The sequence below is a fragment of the Caballeronia sp. Sq4a genome (assembly GCF_023170545.1).
GTDB lineage: Bacteria > Pseudomonadota > Gammaproteobacteria > Burkholderiales > Burkholderiaceae > Caballeronia.
Genome location: NZ_CP084253.1, coordinates 192,315 through 206,485, shown reverse-complemented (window position 1 = coordinate 206,485; position 14,171 = coordinate 192,315). Strand labels below are relative to the sequence as shown.

Annotated in this window: 14 protein-coding genes; 2 read left to right on the top strand and 12 right to left on the bottom strand. The window is 61.6% G+C overall.

All coding sequences use genetic code 11. From position 1 onward, the window contains the following. Nucleotides 1–7: 7 nt before the first annotated feature. The 10 genes from LDZ24_RS25470 to LDZ24_RS25425 all read right to left on the bottom strand — a co-directional run bounded on the left by LDZ24_RS25470 (nucleotide 8) and on the right by LDZ24_RS25425 (nucleotide 10,649). Nucleotides 8–2,248 carry a xanthine dehydrogenase family protein molybdopterin-binding subunit gene (locus tag LDZ24_RS25470; RefSeq protein WP_248324657.1) on the bottom strand — a complete coding sequence of 747 codons (2,241 nt, stop codon included), beginning with the start codon at nucleotides 2,246–2,248 and terminating at the stop codon, nucleotides 8–10. A gap of 1 nt (nucleotide 2,249) precedes the next feature. Then, a complete protein-coding gene (locus LDZ24_RS25465) occupies nucleotides 2,250–2,705 on the bottom strand; it encodes a (2Fe-2S)-binding protein (RefSeq protein ID WP_175945496.1) in 456 nt (151 codons plus the stop codon). A 336-nt stretch (nucleotides 2,706–3,041) separates the two neighbouring features. Further along, a complete protein-coding gene (locus LDZ24_RS25460) occupies nucleotides 3,042–3,413 on the bottom strand; it encodes a hypothetical protein (RefSeq protein WP_248324656.1) in 372 nt (123 codons plus the stop codon). Nucleotides 3,414–3,430: 17 nt separating this feature from the next. Beyond that, nucleotides 3,431–4,522 carry an alcohol dehydrogenase catalytic domain-containing protein gene (locus LDZ24_RS25455; protein ID WP_248324655.1) on the bottom strand — a complete coding sequence of 364 codons (1,092 nt, stop codon included), beginning with the start codon at nucleotides 4,520–4,522 and terminating at the stop codon, nucleotides 3,431–3,433. A gap of 35 nt (nucleotides 4,523–4,557) precedes the next feature. Next, the gene (locus LDZ24_RS25450; protein ID WP_175945501.1) at nucleotides 4,558–5,592 is read right to left on the bottom strand and encodes an NAD(P)-dependent alcohol dehydrogenase; all 1,035 of its coding nucleotides are present in this window, start codon (nucleotides 5,590–5,592) and stop codon (nucleotides 4,558–4,560) included. A 67-nt stretch (nucleotides 5,593–5,659) separates the two neighbouring features. After that, on the bottom strand, nucleotides 5,660–6,406 hold the full coding sequence (locus LDZ24_RS25445; protein WP_248324654.1) for an SDR family oxidoreductase: 747 nt from the start codon (nucleotides 6,404–6,406) through the stop codon (nucleotides 5,660–5,662). A 7-nt stretch (nucleotides 6,407–6,413) separates the two neighbouring features. Next, nucleotides 6,414–7,394, bottom strand: a complete 981-nt coding sequence (locus LDZ24_RS25440; protein ID WP_248324653.1) for a sugar-binding transcriptional regulator — start codon at nucleotides 7,392–7,394, stop codon at nucleotides 6,414–6,416. A 35-nt stretch (nucleotides 7,395–7,429) separates the two neighbouring features. Continuing rightward, nucleotides 7,430–8,311 (bottom strand): carbohydrate ABC transporter permease, encoded by an 882-nt coding sequence (locus LDZ24_RS25435; RefSeq protein ID WP_248324652.1) that lies wholly within the window; start codon nucleotides 8,309–8,311, stop codon nucleotides 7,430–7,432. Next, nucleotides 8,308–9,249: a carbohydrate ABC transporter permease gene (locus LDZ24_RS25430; RefSeq protein ID WP_248324651.1), complete on the bottom strand. Its 942-nt coding sequence runs from the start codon at nucleotides 9,247–9,249 to the stop codon at nucleotides 8,308–8,310. The genes LDZ24_RS25435 and LDZ24_RS25430 overlap by 4 nt, the downstream gene beginning before the upstream one ends. Before the next feature lie 29 nt (nucleotides 9,250–9,278). Beyond that, a complete protein-coding gene (locus LDZ24_RS25425; RefSeq protein ID WP_206470805.1) occupies nucleotides 9,279–10,649 on the bottom strand; it encodes a sugar ABC transporter substrate-binding protein in 1,371 nt (456 codons plus the stop codon). Between the two features lie 269 nt (nucleotides 10,650–10,918). Here LDZ24_RS25425 and LDZ24_RS25420 point away from each other — a divergent pair, with 269 nt between their 5' ends. Both LDZ24_RS25420 and LDZ24_RS25415 read left to right on the top strand, forming a co-directional pair. Beyond that, nucleotides 10,919–12,040, top strand: coding sequence for an ABC transporter ATP-binding protein (locus LDZ24_RS25420; protein ID WP_248324650.1), 1,122 nt, complete (start codon nucleotides 10,919–10,921; stop codon nucleotides 12,038–12,040). A gap of 321 nt (nucleotides 12,041–12,361) precedes the next feature. Then, nucleotides 12,362–13,228 (top strand): EAL domain-containing protein, encoded by an 867-nt coding sequence (locus LDZ24_RS25415; RefSeq protein ID WP_248324649.1) that lies wholly within the window; start codon nucleotides 12,362–12,364, stop codon nucleotides 13,226–13,228. Nucleotides 13,229–13,281: 53 nt separating this feature from the next. Here LDZ24_RS25415 and LDZ24_RS25410 read toward each other — a convergent pair whose 3' ends face one another. Both LDZ24_RS25410 and LDZ24_RS25405 read right to left on the bottom strand, forming a co-directional pair. Further along, the gene (locus tag LDZ24_RS25410) at nucleotides 13,282–13,578 is read right to left on the bottom strand and encodes a DUF4148 domain-containing protein (RefSeq protein ID WP_248324648.1); all 297 of its coding nucleotides are present in this window, start codon (nucleotides 13,576–13,578) and stop codon (nucleotides 13,282–13,284) included. Nucleotides 13,579–13,666: 88 nt separating this feature from the next. Next, a complete protein-coding gene (locus tag LDZ24_RS25405) occupies nucleotides 13,667–14,110 on the bottom strand; it encodes a MarR family winged helix-turn-helix transcriptional regulator (protein ID WP_248324647.1) in 444 nt (147 codons plus the stop codon). Nucleotides 14,111–14,171: the final 61 nt, after the last annotated feature.

Here is a 14,171-nt window from a genome sequence, read left to right as displayed (position 1 = left end):
GGTCTCCTTAGGCGCTACGCAACTGGTTGCCGACCGGTAACTGCCTCAGGCGCTTGCCCGTTGCGGCATAGATCGCATTGGTGATGGCGGGCGCGAGCGCCGCCGTCCCAGGCTCGCCGATTCCCCCCGGCGCTTCGGTGCTCTTGACGATATGCACTTCGATAGGCGGCGTTTCGTCGATGCGCAACATGCGGTAATCGGTGAAGTTGCTCTGCTGCACGCGGCCGTTTTCGATGGTGATCTCGCTATAGAGCGCAGCCGTGATGCCGAAGATGATGCCGCCCTGCACTTGCGCTTCCACCGTATTGGGATTGACGACCATGCCGCAATCCACCGCGCACACGATGCGATTGACCCGCACCTCGCCGTCCTTGTTGACGGTGACGTCGGCGACCATCGAAAAGAAACTGCCGAACGCATGCATGACCGATACGCCGCGTCCCTGGCCCTGCGGCATGGATGTCTTGCCCCAGCCGGCCGCCTGCGTCGCGACATCGAGCACATTGCGCGCGCGCGGTGTCTTGTTGAGCAGATCGCGCCGGTATTGCACGGGATCGATCTTGGCTTGCACAGCGAGTTCGTCGATAAAGCTCTCCACGACGAACGTGCCGCGCGTCGGGCCCACGCCGCGCCAGAAAGCAGTCGGCACATGCCGCGGCTCCTGACGCACGTATTCGATCACCTGATTCGGGAAGTCATACGGAAGGTCGGCCGCGACTTCGATGGCGTCCGGGTCGATGCCGTTCTTGTATGCGGGCGGCGCGAACCGCGCCATGATGGACGAACCCACGATGCGATGCGTCCACGCAATGGGCTTGCCATTCGCATCGAGTCCGGCCGAGAGCTTGTCGTAGTAGTACGGCCGGTACATGTCGTGCTGAATGTCTTCTTCGCGCGACCATGTGACCTTCACCGGCGTGCCGAGTTGCTTGCCGATCTTGAGCGCCTGCGTCGCCATGTCGACTTCGAGCCGTCTGCCGAAACCACCGCCCAGCAGATGGTTATGCAGCACGATCTTTTCGCGCGGCAATCCGGTGATGGCCACGCCCGCGTCGACGATGCGCGTCGGCACTTGCGTGCCGAGCCAGATGTCGCAGCCATCGGGGCGTACATGCACCGTGCAATTGACCGGCTCCATCGTGGCGTGCGCGAGAAACGGCTGTTGATACACGGCATCGACGCGTGTCTTAGCGTCATTGAATCCTTTGCCGACATCGCCGTCCTTTCGCGCGACGGCGCCTGACTTCTGCGATGCAACCGCCAGTTCGTCGATGATCTGCTTCGTCGATAGATTGCCGTCCGCGCCCTCGTCCCAATGAATGGACAATGCCGCGGCGCCTCGCTTGGCAGCCCACGTGTGATCGCCGACGACCGCAACGCCGTTGTCGAACTTGATCACTTGCCGCACGCCGGGAATCTTTCGCGCGTTCGTATCGTCGACGAAAGCGAGCTTGCCGCCGAATACCGGGCAATTGACGATGGCCGCATAGACCATGTCAGGCAAACGCACGTCCAGCCCGAACATTGCAGTGCCATCCACCTTTTCCGGTGAATCCAGGCGCCTGACCTTCGTGCCGATGATCTTGAAGTCTTTCGGGTCTTTGAGCTTGATATCTTTGTCTTGCGGAACCGGCATGCTTGCCGCCGCTTGCACGAGCTCGCCATAGCTCGCCGTGCGATCCCCCGATGCATGCACGACCTTGCCGCCTTCTGCATGACATGTCGATGCATCGCATTGCCACTGCTGCGCGGCCGCCGCGACCAGCATCATGCGCGCTGCCGCGCCCGCCTTGCGCATGGGCTCCCACGCGTAGCGCACGGAGGTGGAGCCGCCTGTCAGCTGACCGCCCAATAGCGGATCCATGAAAAGCTTCTCATCGGGCGGCGCATGGTCGATGGTGACGCTATCGATCGGCACTTCGAGTTCTTCGGCAATGAGCATGGGCAACGACGTATAGACGCCCTGCCCCATTTCCACCTTCGGAATGATGAGCACGACCTTGCCGGCCTTGTCGATCTGCACGAATGCGTTAGGCGCGAAGACGCCCGCCTGAGCAGGCTCCACGCCATCGCCGCCGATAACCGACTTGCCTTTGCTCTGATCCTGACTTGCGGCGGGCAAGCTGAAGCCGATGAGAAAGCCGCCACTCGCGGTCACGCTGGCGGTCAGGCCGAGCTTCAGAAACGAACGGCGCGAAAATCCGGCGGAAGCCGCATGACGTCCCGCTTCGAGTAGTCCTCGCGACATGTCACGCTCCCTTCGCTGCTTGCTTGATGGCCGCGCGGATGCGGTTGTACGTGCCGCAGCGGCAGATGTTGCCGGTCATCGCGGCGTCGATATCGGCATCGGTCGGATTGGGCACTGCTGCAATCAACGCGGCAGCGGACATCACTTGTCCGGACTGGCAGTAGCCGCATTGAACGACATCGAGCTGATTCCATGCGTCCTGCACTTTCTTGCCGGCAGGCGTTGCGCCGACAGCTTCGATCGTCGTGATCTTCTTGTCGCCGATGGCCGCGACGGGCAGCACGCAGGAGCGCACCGCGACGCCGTCGAGATGCACGGTGCACGCGCCGCATTGGGCGATGCCGCAGCCGAACTTGGTGCCGGTCAAGCCGACCAGGTCGCGCAACACCCAGAGAAGCGGCATGTCTGGGGGCGCGTCGACGGTGTGTGACTGACCATTGATGGAAAGCGTAGTCATGAGCGGCTCCGGCTTATGCGTTGGTTTTAGCGAATGGCGCGATCGCGGGGCTGCGTGCGACGGCAGTGGCGCCGGACGGTGCTGTGCGTTGACGCCGCTATAGGGCGCCATGAGCCGCAAGGACGCGTGCGGCTGGCTGTATAGGGACGAGAGATTGTAGCGCTGCTTTAAGAAATGAGCGTGAATGAAAAAAACGGCTTTGCTTTACGAAATTGCAATGTGGACCGATACGCTGTCTGATATGAATGGCGCGGACGGCAAAGACCGTTAGTTGCTTTCGAAAGAGAGAGATCGAATCGCTCCATCAGTGAGTTGCGTTCGTGCGCCTCATCCGAATCAGACGATCTCTATGAGGCCCTTGCGCGCGAGTTCTTCGGGAAAGACGGTGGTATTCAGATATTCGTGCAGATCCACGGAGACCGCGCCGCGCATGCGCGGGTCGGCATCGACGAACACAAGCGTGTCGTCCTCTTGATGCGCTTCATAAAGGCCGGGCGCGATTTGAATCCTGATGCCGTCTTCGGCACACCCGGAGAGTGCGTCTGTCAGCACCCGAATATGCAAGAGCGCGTTCACTGCCGTGTCCTGAGAGAGCGGTCCAGCGGTTGGTGGTTTGCTGACAAGAGCAAACCGCGCGCCAAATGGAAGCGTCGTTGCCGTTCTCTCCCAGATCGGGCATGTGAGCAGGTCTTTCGAAGACCAACTCACTCGTCCTCGCACGGCAATTATTTGGGCCGCAAGAGCACCTTGATCGAATCGAGTGAATTGGCGACCTCGATAGCCGCATCCCATTCTTCGAGCGTGAAGCCGTGCGTGACGATTCCCTTCGACGTCACGAGTCCGCGCGCCAGAAGGTCGATGGCGATCGGATAGCAATACGGCCCGAGATGCGCGCCGCGCACGTCGAGCTCTTTGCGATCGCCGATGATCGACCAGTCGACGGTCGTATCGCTTCCGAATACCGAGAACTCGACGAAACGCCCCAGCTTTCGAATCAGTTCGAGACCCTGCGACACACCCGAAGGCGAACCGGTAGTCTCGATATACACGTCACAGCCGTATTGATCCGTGATCGAGCGGATCATCTCGAGCGCGTTGTCGTTCTTCGGGTTGATCGTGACATCCGCGCCGTATTCGCGCGCGAGCGCGAGGCGCTCGTCGACGAGATCGATGACGACGAGTTTCTTCGGCGTCTTGAGATGCGCCACCTGCACCATCATGAGTCCGAGCGGGCCTGCGCCCGCGATCACGACGACATCGTTCAATTGAATATCGCCGCGGTTCACCGTATGAATCGCGCAAGCGAGCGGTTCGATGATGGCCGCGTCTTCGATCGAGATACCGTCCGGTATCTTGTGCACGATGGCAGTCGGCGGAAAGCGCATGTATTCGGCCATGCCGCCGTCGGCGACTTCGCGCTGAAAGCCGAAGATGTTATGCACTTCGCACATCCAGTACTGACCGGACTTGCAATAGCGGCACCTCGCGCAAGGCACGATCTGCTCGGCGATCACTCTGTCGCCGACTTGCACGCCGAAGTGCTCGGCGGCGCCGTCCCCGAGCTCTTCGACATAGCCGAAGAACTCGTGACCGGGTATAACTGGCGCTTTGACCCACGGATTCGGGCCGCCCCAGAACATCTTGGCGCCCGACCAGCACTTGCAGTCGCTCGCGCATATGCCGCACGCAGCAATGCGGATCACCAACTCATTGCGTGCGGCGCGCGGGCGCTTCACGCGTTCGACGCGATAATCCTTCGGTGCGCGGCATACGATCGCCGTCATTTCGTCACTGCTGTCAGCCGATGCCGTGCTCATGATCGCGTCTCCCGTCATGTATCGTCAGCGCTTGCTCATTCCATCACGATCTGAACTTTCACATCGGTCGGCACGCCGCTCGCCGCTTCTTCGAAAGCCTTGATGCCTTCCGCGAACGGGAACGTGCGCGAGATGAAAGGCTTCACGTCCAGCTTGCCCGATGCAATCAACTGAATGGCGCGCGGGAAGATATTGGCGTAACGGAACACGGATTCGATACGCGCTTCCTTGATCTGCACCGCGACCACGTCCAGAGGAATAGCGCGCTGCGGCATGCCGACGAGCACGAGACAGCCACCCGGGCAGAGCAGATCGACAATGCCTTCGAACGCTTTCTCATTGCCGCTTGCCTCGAACACGATATCCGCGCCCCAGCCGTCGGTCAGCCGCGACACGACGTCCTGCACGCGCTCGTCGCGAATGTTCACCGCCGTCACGCCCTGCACGCCGCCGATCAGGTCGAGCTTCTCCTGCACGAGATCGCACACGATCGCGCGGCTGCAGCCACCGGCCAGCGCGGCCAGCGCGCACATCATGCCGATGGTGCCCGCGCCGAGCACCACGGCGACATCGCCGGGCTTGATCGCGGCCTTCTTTGCAGCCTGCAAGCCGATGGAAAGCGGTTCGACTATCGCGCCTTCGGCAAAGCTCACGTTGTCCGGCAGCTTGTAGGTGAACGCGGCGGGATGCACCACGTAAGGGGCGAGACAACCGTGCACCGGCGGCGTGGCCCAGAAGCGCACTTTGGGATCGAGGTTGTACATGCCTTCGCGCGATGCACGCGATTCCATGTCGGGCACACCCGGCTCCATGCATACGCGGTCGCCCGCCTTCAGATTCGTCACTTCCTCGCCGACTTCCACCACCGTGCCGGATGCCTCGTGCCCGAGAACCATCGGCTCATTGACGACGAACGGACCGATGCGGCCGTGCTGATAGTAATGAACATCGCTGCCGCAAATGCCGACCGTGTGAATGCGTATGCGCACGTCGCGCGGCCCCACGACCTGCGGCAAGCTGAACGGGCGCAAGCTGATGCGGCGTGCTTCTTCTAGAACCAGTGCTTCCATTATCGTTCCTTCGTGCTGTTCGTTTGAATCGATTGAGTCGGATTGAATCTGTTCAATGCGTCGCGAGCTATCCCGCCTGAAAGCCGCCGTCGATCGCGAGGCTCACGCCGCTCACCATGCTGGAATCGTCGCCGAGCAAATACGCGATGGTGCGCGCCACTTCCACCGGCTGCACGAAGCGATTGAGCGGAATGCGCGCGAGCATGGGGCCCGATTTCGCGGGATCGCTCCAGGCTTTCTCGGCCATCGGCGTCATGGTCACGACGGGATTGACCGCGTTCACGCGGATGCCGTGCGGTCCTAATTCGACCGCCATCACGCGCGTCATGGCATCGAGCGCGCCCTTCGATGCGCAATACGATGCGTGAAGCGGCAAGCCGACATTTGCCGACAGGCTCGATACGTTCACTATCGCGCCGCCCGCCTTGCGCGCGATCATGCTCCTCGCGCACTCCTGCGCCACGATCATCGCGGCGCGTACGTTGACGTGCATCGTGAGATCGAAGGCATCGACGGTGGTATCGAGAAAAGGCTGCAATTCGACGAGGCCCGCGCAATTCACGAGCAGGTCTACCGGCTGCGCGGCGCGCGCGGCCTCGCGGGCTGCATCGGCATCGGCGAGATCGACGGCGAACGTCTCGCAACCGGTCTCGCTCGCCAGCGCGGCGAGATCCGTCGCGCTGCGGCTCAGCGCAATCACGCGTGCGCCGCGCTCGGTCAGCAGATGCGCCGTCGCATGGCCGATGCCCTTTCCCGCGCCGGTCACGAGCACGGTCTTGCCGGCGAATTCGCGGTTTCTGTCGATCGTCGTCATGGACTCTTCAGGGTTCATCGCACAGACGTCGCGCGGTGTCTTCGTCGGTGACGAGCACCGACGGATAGCGCCCGCGCAATGCCGCACGCGTGACATGAAACTTCTTCGCCCCGCCGCTCACGAGGACCACGCGGCGAATCTTGCGCAAGTCTTCGAGCGTGATCGCCACGGTGCGACGATTCAGCGGATGGTCGATCAACTCGCCGTCTTCATCCATGAAATGACCGAGCATGTCGCCCACTGCGCCCGCTTTTTCGAGCGTGCGCAACTGGTCGGGATTGTCGATGCCATATGTGACGACGAGCGATTCCGTGAGATCTCCGCACGTCAGCAGCGCCAGGTCCGCCGAGCGCGCGAGTTCATACGTTTCGCGCACCGTGCCTTCCTGCAAGATCACGTCACGCGCCTTCTGGCTGCTCACATAGATAGGCGCGGCAAAGAGATACCCGTCCGCGCGGCAGATGTTCGCAAAGTCCGAGACGATGTCGAACGTATTAATGCTCGGGCAATGCGACAAGCCCCCTTGCAGCGACACGGCCGACACCGCGCCATAACTGCGTTGCGGCATGGCACGCAGGACCGCGCGAATCGTGCGGCCCCAGCCGAGTCCAATGGTCTGCCCCGCGACGATCTGCTTGGCGAAGTACGAAGCCGCGCCGATGCCTAAAGCCGTGTTATTCGCCTCGGTATTCGCGCCCGTCGGCACGACGACCGCGCATTCCAGTCCGAACCGCCGTTCGAGCGCGCTTTCCAGCGCCACGCAAGGCGCGATCTTGCTGTTGATGGTAATCTGCACCAGTCCCGATTCGCGGCTCGCCGCGAGCAGCCGGTTCACGCGCACGCGATTGCTGCCGATACGCTGCGCGATTTCCTGCTGCGTCAGATTACCGACGTAGTAATGCCAGGCGACGCGCGCCTGCAGCTCTTCCTCCGAGTCGATGGACTCGTCTGTCTCTGCAATGGCGATGGTCGGCGCTGTCTTGCTCATGTTCTCACTGTGGTCATGCTGTAAAAGGCGCGAGTCTACTTCACCGCGCCCATCGTGAGCCCTTGTACGAGCCGGCCCGACACGAGCAACGCGAACACCACCATCGGCAGCACGATCAGCGTGCCGGTCGCCATGATCTCGCCCCACGGCAACTCATAGCCGCTCATATAGCTCGTCGCCGCGACCGGCGACGTGATCGCCTCGGTACGCGTCAGCACCAGCGCATAGAGCAGATCGTTCCACGAGAAGATGAACGCGAAGATCGCGGAGACCACGATGCCCGGCATCGCGAGCGGAAGATTGATGCGCCAGAACACACGCCACGGCGACGCGCCATCGAGCCGCGCGGCTTCGTCCAGTTCGACTGGAATGTTGCGGAACTGGTCGGTGCAGATCCAGACGACGATCGGCAACGAGAACGTCAGATACAGCAATATCAACACGATATGCGTATCGACGAGATCGAGCTTTGTCGCGATCAGAAAGAACGGCACCGCGAGCACCACAGGACTCACCATCCGGTTCGAGATGAACCAGAACCACAGGTCTTCCTTGCCGCGAAACTCATAGCGTGCGAGTGCGTAGGCGGCAGGCGTTCCGAGCAGAATGGCGAGCACCGTCGTGCAGCTCGCAATGATGAATGAGTTGAGCAAGCTGCCTGCTACGTCGTGCTCGAAAAGCGCAGCGGAATAGTGATGCAAGGTTGGACTGAACAGCCACTTCGGCGGATACGCGAGCGCATCGGCCTGACTCTTCAGGCTGGTCGTCACCATCCAGTAGAACGGAAACACAGACGACAGGAACACGACCACGAGCCCGAGAAAGTGCCATACGGTCGCGCGCTTTCGTGCGGCGCGCGCGCGTCTCGCGCGCTGACTCGTGCCGTTGTTCGACGTTTGCAGAGCCGATGTACTCACGCGGCCTCCCGATAAACAAAGCGAATGTAGAGACGCGAAAGCACGATGGTCAGGATGAGCAGAATGATGGCCTGCGCCGACGCCATGCCTTGATCGAAGAGCCGAAAGCCCACGCGCTGGATATAGACGCTGATGAATTCAGTGGCGGTGCCGGGGCCGCCGCGGGTCATCGTGAAGACGGCGTCGAACATCTTGAGCATGTCGGCCGAGCGAAGAATGAGAATGGCGGTCAAGCCCGGCAATAGATACGGCCGCTGCAAGTGCCAGAGAATCATGCTCCATTTCGGCGTTTCCAAGCGGGCAGCCTCTTCGGCTTCCTTGGGCACCATCGAAAGCCCTGCCAGCATGATGAGCGCGCAAAACGGCGTCCATTGCCACACATCCATGATCATCACCGACACGAAGGCGAGCGTAGGATCGGCGAGCCAGTCCTGCGGTGAAATGCCGAAGAGGCTCGTCAGATAGTTCGCCACGCCGAACTGCCGGTTGAAGATGAGCCGCCCGATCAGACCGACGACCGCATACGTGGTCGCCATTGGAATGACGAGACTCACGCGCGCCGCCGCTCGCATGAAGCGCAGGTCGGTGCGATGCAGCATCAGCGCCGCGAACAGACCGAGCGCCACTTCGATCGGCAACGTCAGGCAAAGGAACAGCGCCGTGCGTCCGAGCGCGCCCCAGAACGAAGGGTCCGAGAGCGTCGCGATGTAATTGTCGAACCCGACGAACGGCGTGCCCGATGCGAGATCCGCGAGCTTGTACTGGTGAAACGAGTTGTAGAGCGCAAGCAATAGCGGATAGATGCCGATGACCGCCAGCGCGAAAATAGCGGGAATCAGGAACCAGAAGGCAGGCGAGCGCGGCAGTAGCGCGAAGCGCCGCGCGCCGTTGCGCGGACCTCGTGCGTGCGTCGCGGGAGTTGCAGTGCTGTTCGCCATCCGTCGTCTCCGGTTCCTGATCGTCGTGCTTACTTCAAGAGCGGCTTTTTGCCGTCGTAATAGCCCGCTTTCTTCAGGATGTCCTCGGTCTTCTGGCCGATGGTCTGCGCGCCTTCTTTCACCGTCACCTGTCCGAGCATCATCTTGCTGCCCCATTCGCCGATAACTTCCGACACAGCGGGCCATTCCGGGAAGCGCGGACGGTAATCAGGCACGCCGCCTTGCCACGACTCCACCATCGGCTTCACGAACGGATACTTGTCCTGCACGGCCTTGTCCTGATAGACCGCCATGCGCGCCGGCACGCCGCCGGCGTCGAGATAGGGCTTCGCCATTGCCTCGGACGTGATCCATTGGATAAAGAGCCACGAAGCCGCCTGCTTCTTCGCGTTCGACTTGGCGTTGACCGCAAGCGAAAAGCCGCCGAGCGCCGGCTTCAGACCCGCCGGACCTTTAGGCTCCGTCGTAATGGCGAGGCAGTTGCCGAGCTTCGACTTGCTCGGATCGGTCAGCGTCGGATAGAACGCAGACCATTCGGTGATCATCGCCACCTGCCCTTGCGCGAGCGCATTGACTGCTTCGGCATGATCGAAGTCGACGATGCCAGGCGGCATGTACTTCATCAGCTTCTGCCGATATTCGAGGCCCGCCTGCGATTGCGGCGACATGAGATTCGACTTGAACTTCGCATCGAGCAGCGAGCCGCCGTTGGGCCACAGCACGCGCATGAAGCTATCCGCCGATTGCGTTTCGCCACGGCGCGACTGCAACGCGAAGGCGAACTTGTCGCCCTTTGTGAGCTTCGGCGCATACGTGTTCAACAATTCGTCCCAGGTCTTCGGCGGCTCGTCGAAGCCTGCGTCCTTCAACATGCACTTGTTGTAGAACATGAGGCCCGAATAGTTATCGAACGGCAGGCCGTAGGTGACCTTGTCCCACGTTCCGAATGAATCGAGCAGGATCGGGAAGAAGCCCTTCAGATTCAGGCTCGGGTCGGCGAGCTTCGCATCGTCCGTGAACTTCTTGATCGGCACGAGCCACTTGTTGCTCGCGAATTCGCCGATCCACACGACGTCGACGAGCACCACGTCCTGGTCCCCGCCGCCGACGAAGTTCAGCACTTCCTTCTCGCGCGTGTTCTCGTACGGAATGACTTCCCAGCGCACCTTGATGCCCGTTTCCTTTTCGAACTGCGGTATCAGGGTTTGTGCGGCCTTGTATCCCGGGCGATCGAGGAATATGGCTTTGATCGTCGTGCCCGAGTACGGCTGAGCCGCTTCTTTCAGTGTCCAGGCATGAGCGTTCGATGCGGCGAACGCGGCGCTTGCGGCAAGCAACGCAATAGCCGCGACGTGTTTGAGCGGGCCAACGTGCTTGGCCGGGATGAAGCGATTGTTCATGCCTGTCTCCTGTTTTTCTTGAGCTGATGGCTTGCGGTTTCTTTGTCTGATTCTTCGTTTGATTCTTCGTCTCTTTTCTTGCGTCCCACCGTGACCGAGTGAAGTTTAAAGCGCGTCGAGCTGCGCCGTTTCACTTGTAATTTGCGTTTTACAATTGTATATTTGGGCCCGAACAGCTTGTCAAGAACTAAATCGACGGAAGCAATTCGATGCTGCACTGCGCGCGATCGAGCAGTTCAGCCTTGCACTCGTTCCGGTAGGAGACACGCATGAGCGCAGTCCATTTGCAGCAGATTCGCAAGTCCTTTGCGGGCGCCGATGTGCTGAAGGGCATCGACATCGAAGTAGCCGACCGTGAGTTCATGGTCTTCGTGGGTCCGTCGGGTTGCGGCAAGTCCACCTTGCTGCGCACCATCGCGGGCCTGGAACGAAGCGACTCGGGACAGGTGATGATCGGCGGCGAAGACGTGACCGACCTCGAACCCTCGCAACGCGGCGTGGCAATGGTGTTTCAGTCGTATGCGCTCTATCCGCACATGACGGTCTACGAGAACATCGCGTTCGGACTGCGCATGCTGAAGCTCCCCGAAGCGCAAATCAAAGAGCGGGTGCAGCGCGCAGCGGAGATCCTGCAGATCGGGCAATTGCTGGAGCGTCGTCCGCGGGCGCTGTCGGGCGGCCAGCGTCAGCGCGTTGCCATCGGGCGGTCCATCGTTCGCGAGCCGAAAGTCTTTCTCTTCGACGAGCCGCTGTCCAATCTCGACGCCGCGCTGCGCGTGCAGATGCGGCTCGAACTCATCAAGCTCCACAAGCAGCTGAACGCAACGATGATCTACGTCACGCACGATCAGACCGAAGCCATGACCATGGCCGATCGCATCGTCGTGCTCAATCATGGCCGCGTGGAGCAGATCGGTTCGCCGCTGGAGTTGTATCGCACCCCGCACAATCGCTTCGTCGCGGGATTCATTGGTTCGCCTAAGATGAACTTCATCGACGTGCGCGTGCTGCGCGCGGATCACGCAGGCGTGACCATCGAGCTGCCGGGTGGCGAGCCGTTGACGCTGCCTTTCGATGCGTCGTCGGTCAAGGTGGGAGAAACACTCACGCTCGGCATACGGCCCGAGCATTTCATCGAGGAGCGAGGCGGCGATATCGACAGCGGTCTCGTCGGCGATGTCATGGTGATCGAACATCTTGGCGGCGAAACGCTGCTGCACGTTAGATTACCGAACGATCTCGTGATCCAGGTGAAGGGTTCGGGTGAATCCACGGCTGTCGATGGCCAACGGCTGAACGTCGGCTTCAGCATACGGCACGTGCATCTCTTCGGCGAAGACGGCAAGGCGCTCGCGCGGGTCCGATCCGTCGCACAAGCCGCGACCATCTGAGTTGCGCGAGTCGTTGCTTGAGTCGTTGCGCTAGTGCGGATTACAAACGATTGCTGAAACGTCAGCAGAAACTGCAAAAGCGTCGCGATCGAGGGCGCGGCGCGAAGATAGTTATTACCGCCGCCTTGCCCAGCGCCTCAGTTTTTTATACTGAGTCGTGCGATCTGTATCGGCTTTGAAACGTTATCGTGTCCCAATCATGCACTCTCTTGAGGCATGCCTCGGGGTTTCCCCTCGCTAATGGCAAATTGCCGGACAAATGACGCATTCGGGCATGAGTCGTGCATTTAAGCGCCTGGTCCACTGGCAAGGCGGCATAGCATGAAGACAACTCCACTCCGCTCGCACGCGCCGAATGTCGCGCTGAAGGCTGGTCACGCGTTGAAAGCGCGGGTGCTGCAAGGGCTGGAAGCCGGCGAATTTTGCATGGCTTATCAGGGAATCTACCGGGTCGACAGTGGCGAGCTCGCGCAGATGGAAGCTCTTATTCGCTGGCGTCATCCGGAGTTCGGCCTGCTGCTGCCGGGCGCATTCCACGAAGCGCTCGATGACGAAGAAGTCATGATCGAGCTCACCGACTTCGTGATGAACGCGGTCTCGCTCGACATCTCGATCTGGCAGGCCAACGGCGGCGCGACGTATCCCGTTGCGATCAATGTCCCGCCGTCGGTTGCCGCGCGGATCGGCTTCGCCGATCGGCTCGAAGCCGTATGCCGCGATCACGGCATCGCGCCCTCGTCGATCGAAGTCGAGTTGTCCGAGAGTCAGGACCTCGCGCGCTTTCCGTCGATCGCGAAGGTCGTGCAACGTTTGCGCGCGCGCGGCATCAACGTCGCAATGGACGACTTCGGCACCGGCTTCGCGTGCCTGGCCGCGCTGGGTCCGATCAGCTTCGGCACGGTGAAGATCGCAAAGGAACTGCTGGCGGAGGCGCCGCGCAATGCGGACGCGCGCACCGTCTTCTCGTCGGTGCTCTCGCTCATGACGCGGCTCAAGCTGTCAGTGGTGATCGAAGGGGTGGAAACGGCCGCGCAGGCGCAATGGCTCGCGCAGTGGCCGCATCTTCTCGCGCAGGGCTTTTACCTCGCGCGGCCGGTGTTCGGGATCGGCAGCGTGCCCGGCGCTCGCGTTACACGGCCAGCCGAGGCGGCGCAGCATCGCGCGATGCCGTTCGCGGACGCCGCGTGAGTCACGCGCACGCGTCGGGGCGTGCGCGAACGTGGCCTGTCCTCCAGGCGTCTTCAGGGCGCCGACGCCGGCGCTGGCTGCCCGGCCTTCTCGGCATTCACGCGCCGCTGCGCATTCTGCAAGTTCTGCGGATAGTCGGTCTGCTCGCCAGCCGGGTTGTAGCCGTTCTTTTCGAGGTCTTTCAGCTCGGCGTTCTTCTTGGCGCGCGCCGCCTTTCGCTCCGCCTTCTTGATCTGCTTCGGCGTGGAAGCGCCCGCATCCTGCGCGTGCGCAGGCGTGCAAGGTATGGTGACGAGCGCGGCGGCGGCCAGCGCGATGACGGCGAGCGGTGCGGTGCGAACGTTCAGCATGACATTCTCCGGTGTGGACGACCGTCGCGGCGGACGGCCCGTTTCTTTGCATGGCGCGTCACGGCCCTGCAAGAAGCGCTCCCAAGCGTTACCGGTCGACGATCCGGCTCAGGTTGCTCCGCACGCGTTGTAACAGCGCGATCAGTTGATCTTTCTCCTGGCGGCCGAGACCGGTCAGCGCTTCCGCCGCGATCTCGTCGCCGACGCGCCGCGCCTTGTCGAGCGCCTTCTGCGCCTTCGGCGTCATGCGCACCTGACGCTCGCGGCGATCTTCGGGATTGTGCCGCCGCACGATCCAGCCGCCCTCCTCCATGCGGTCCAGCAGGCGGCCCGCGGAGATCGGCGCGACTTCGAGCAGCGACGCGAGCCGCGCCTGATTCACTTCGCCGTAATGCGACAGGTACGCGAGCACGCGGCATTGCGCGCGCGTGAGATTGAGCGACGATTTCGCGAGTTCGTCGAAGCGGTTTCCGCACAGACGGTCTACGTCCGCAATCAGAAAGCCGAAGCGTTTGTCGAGTTGAGGTTCCATCGCGCGATTATAGGGACCCGCGCGGCGACCGTGCGCGCACTGGCGCACATTGCATTGCTAC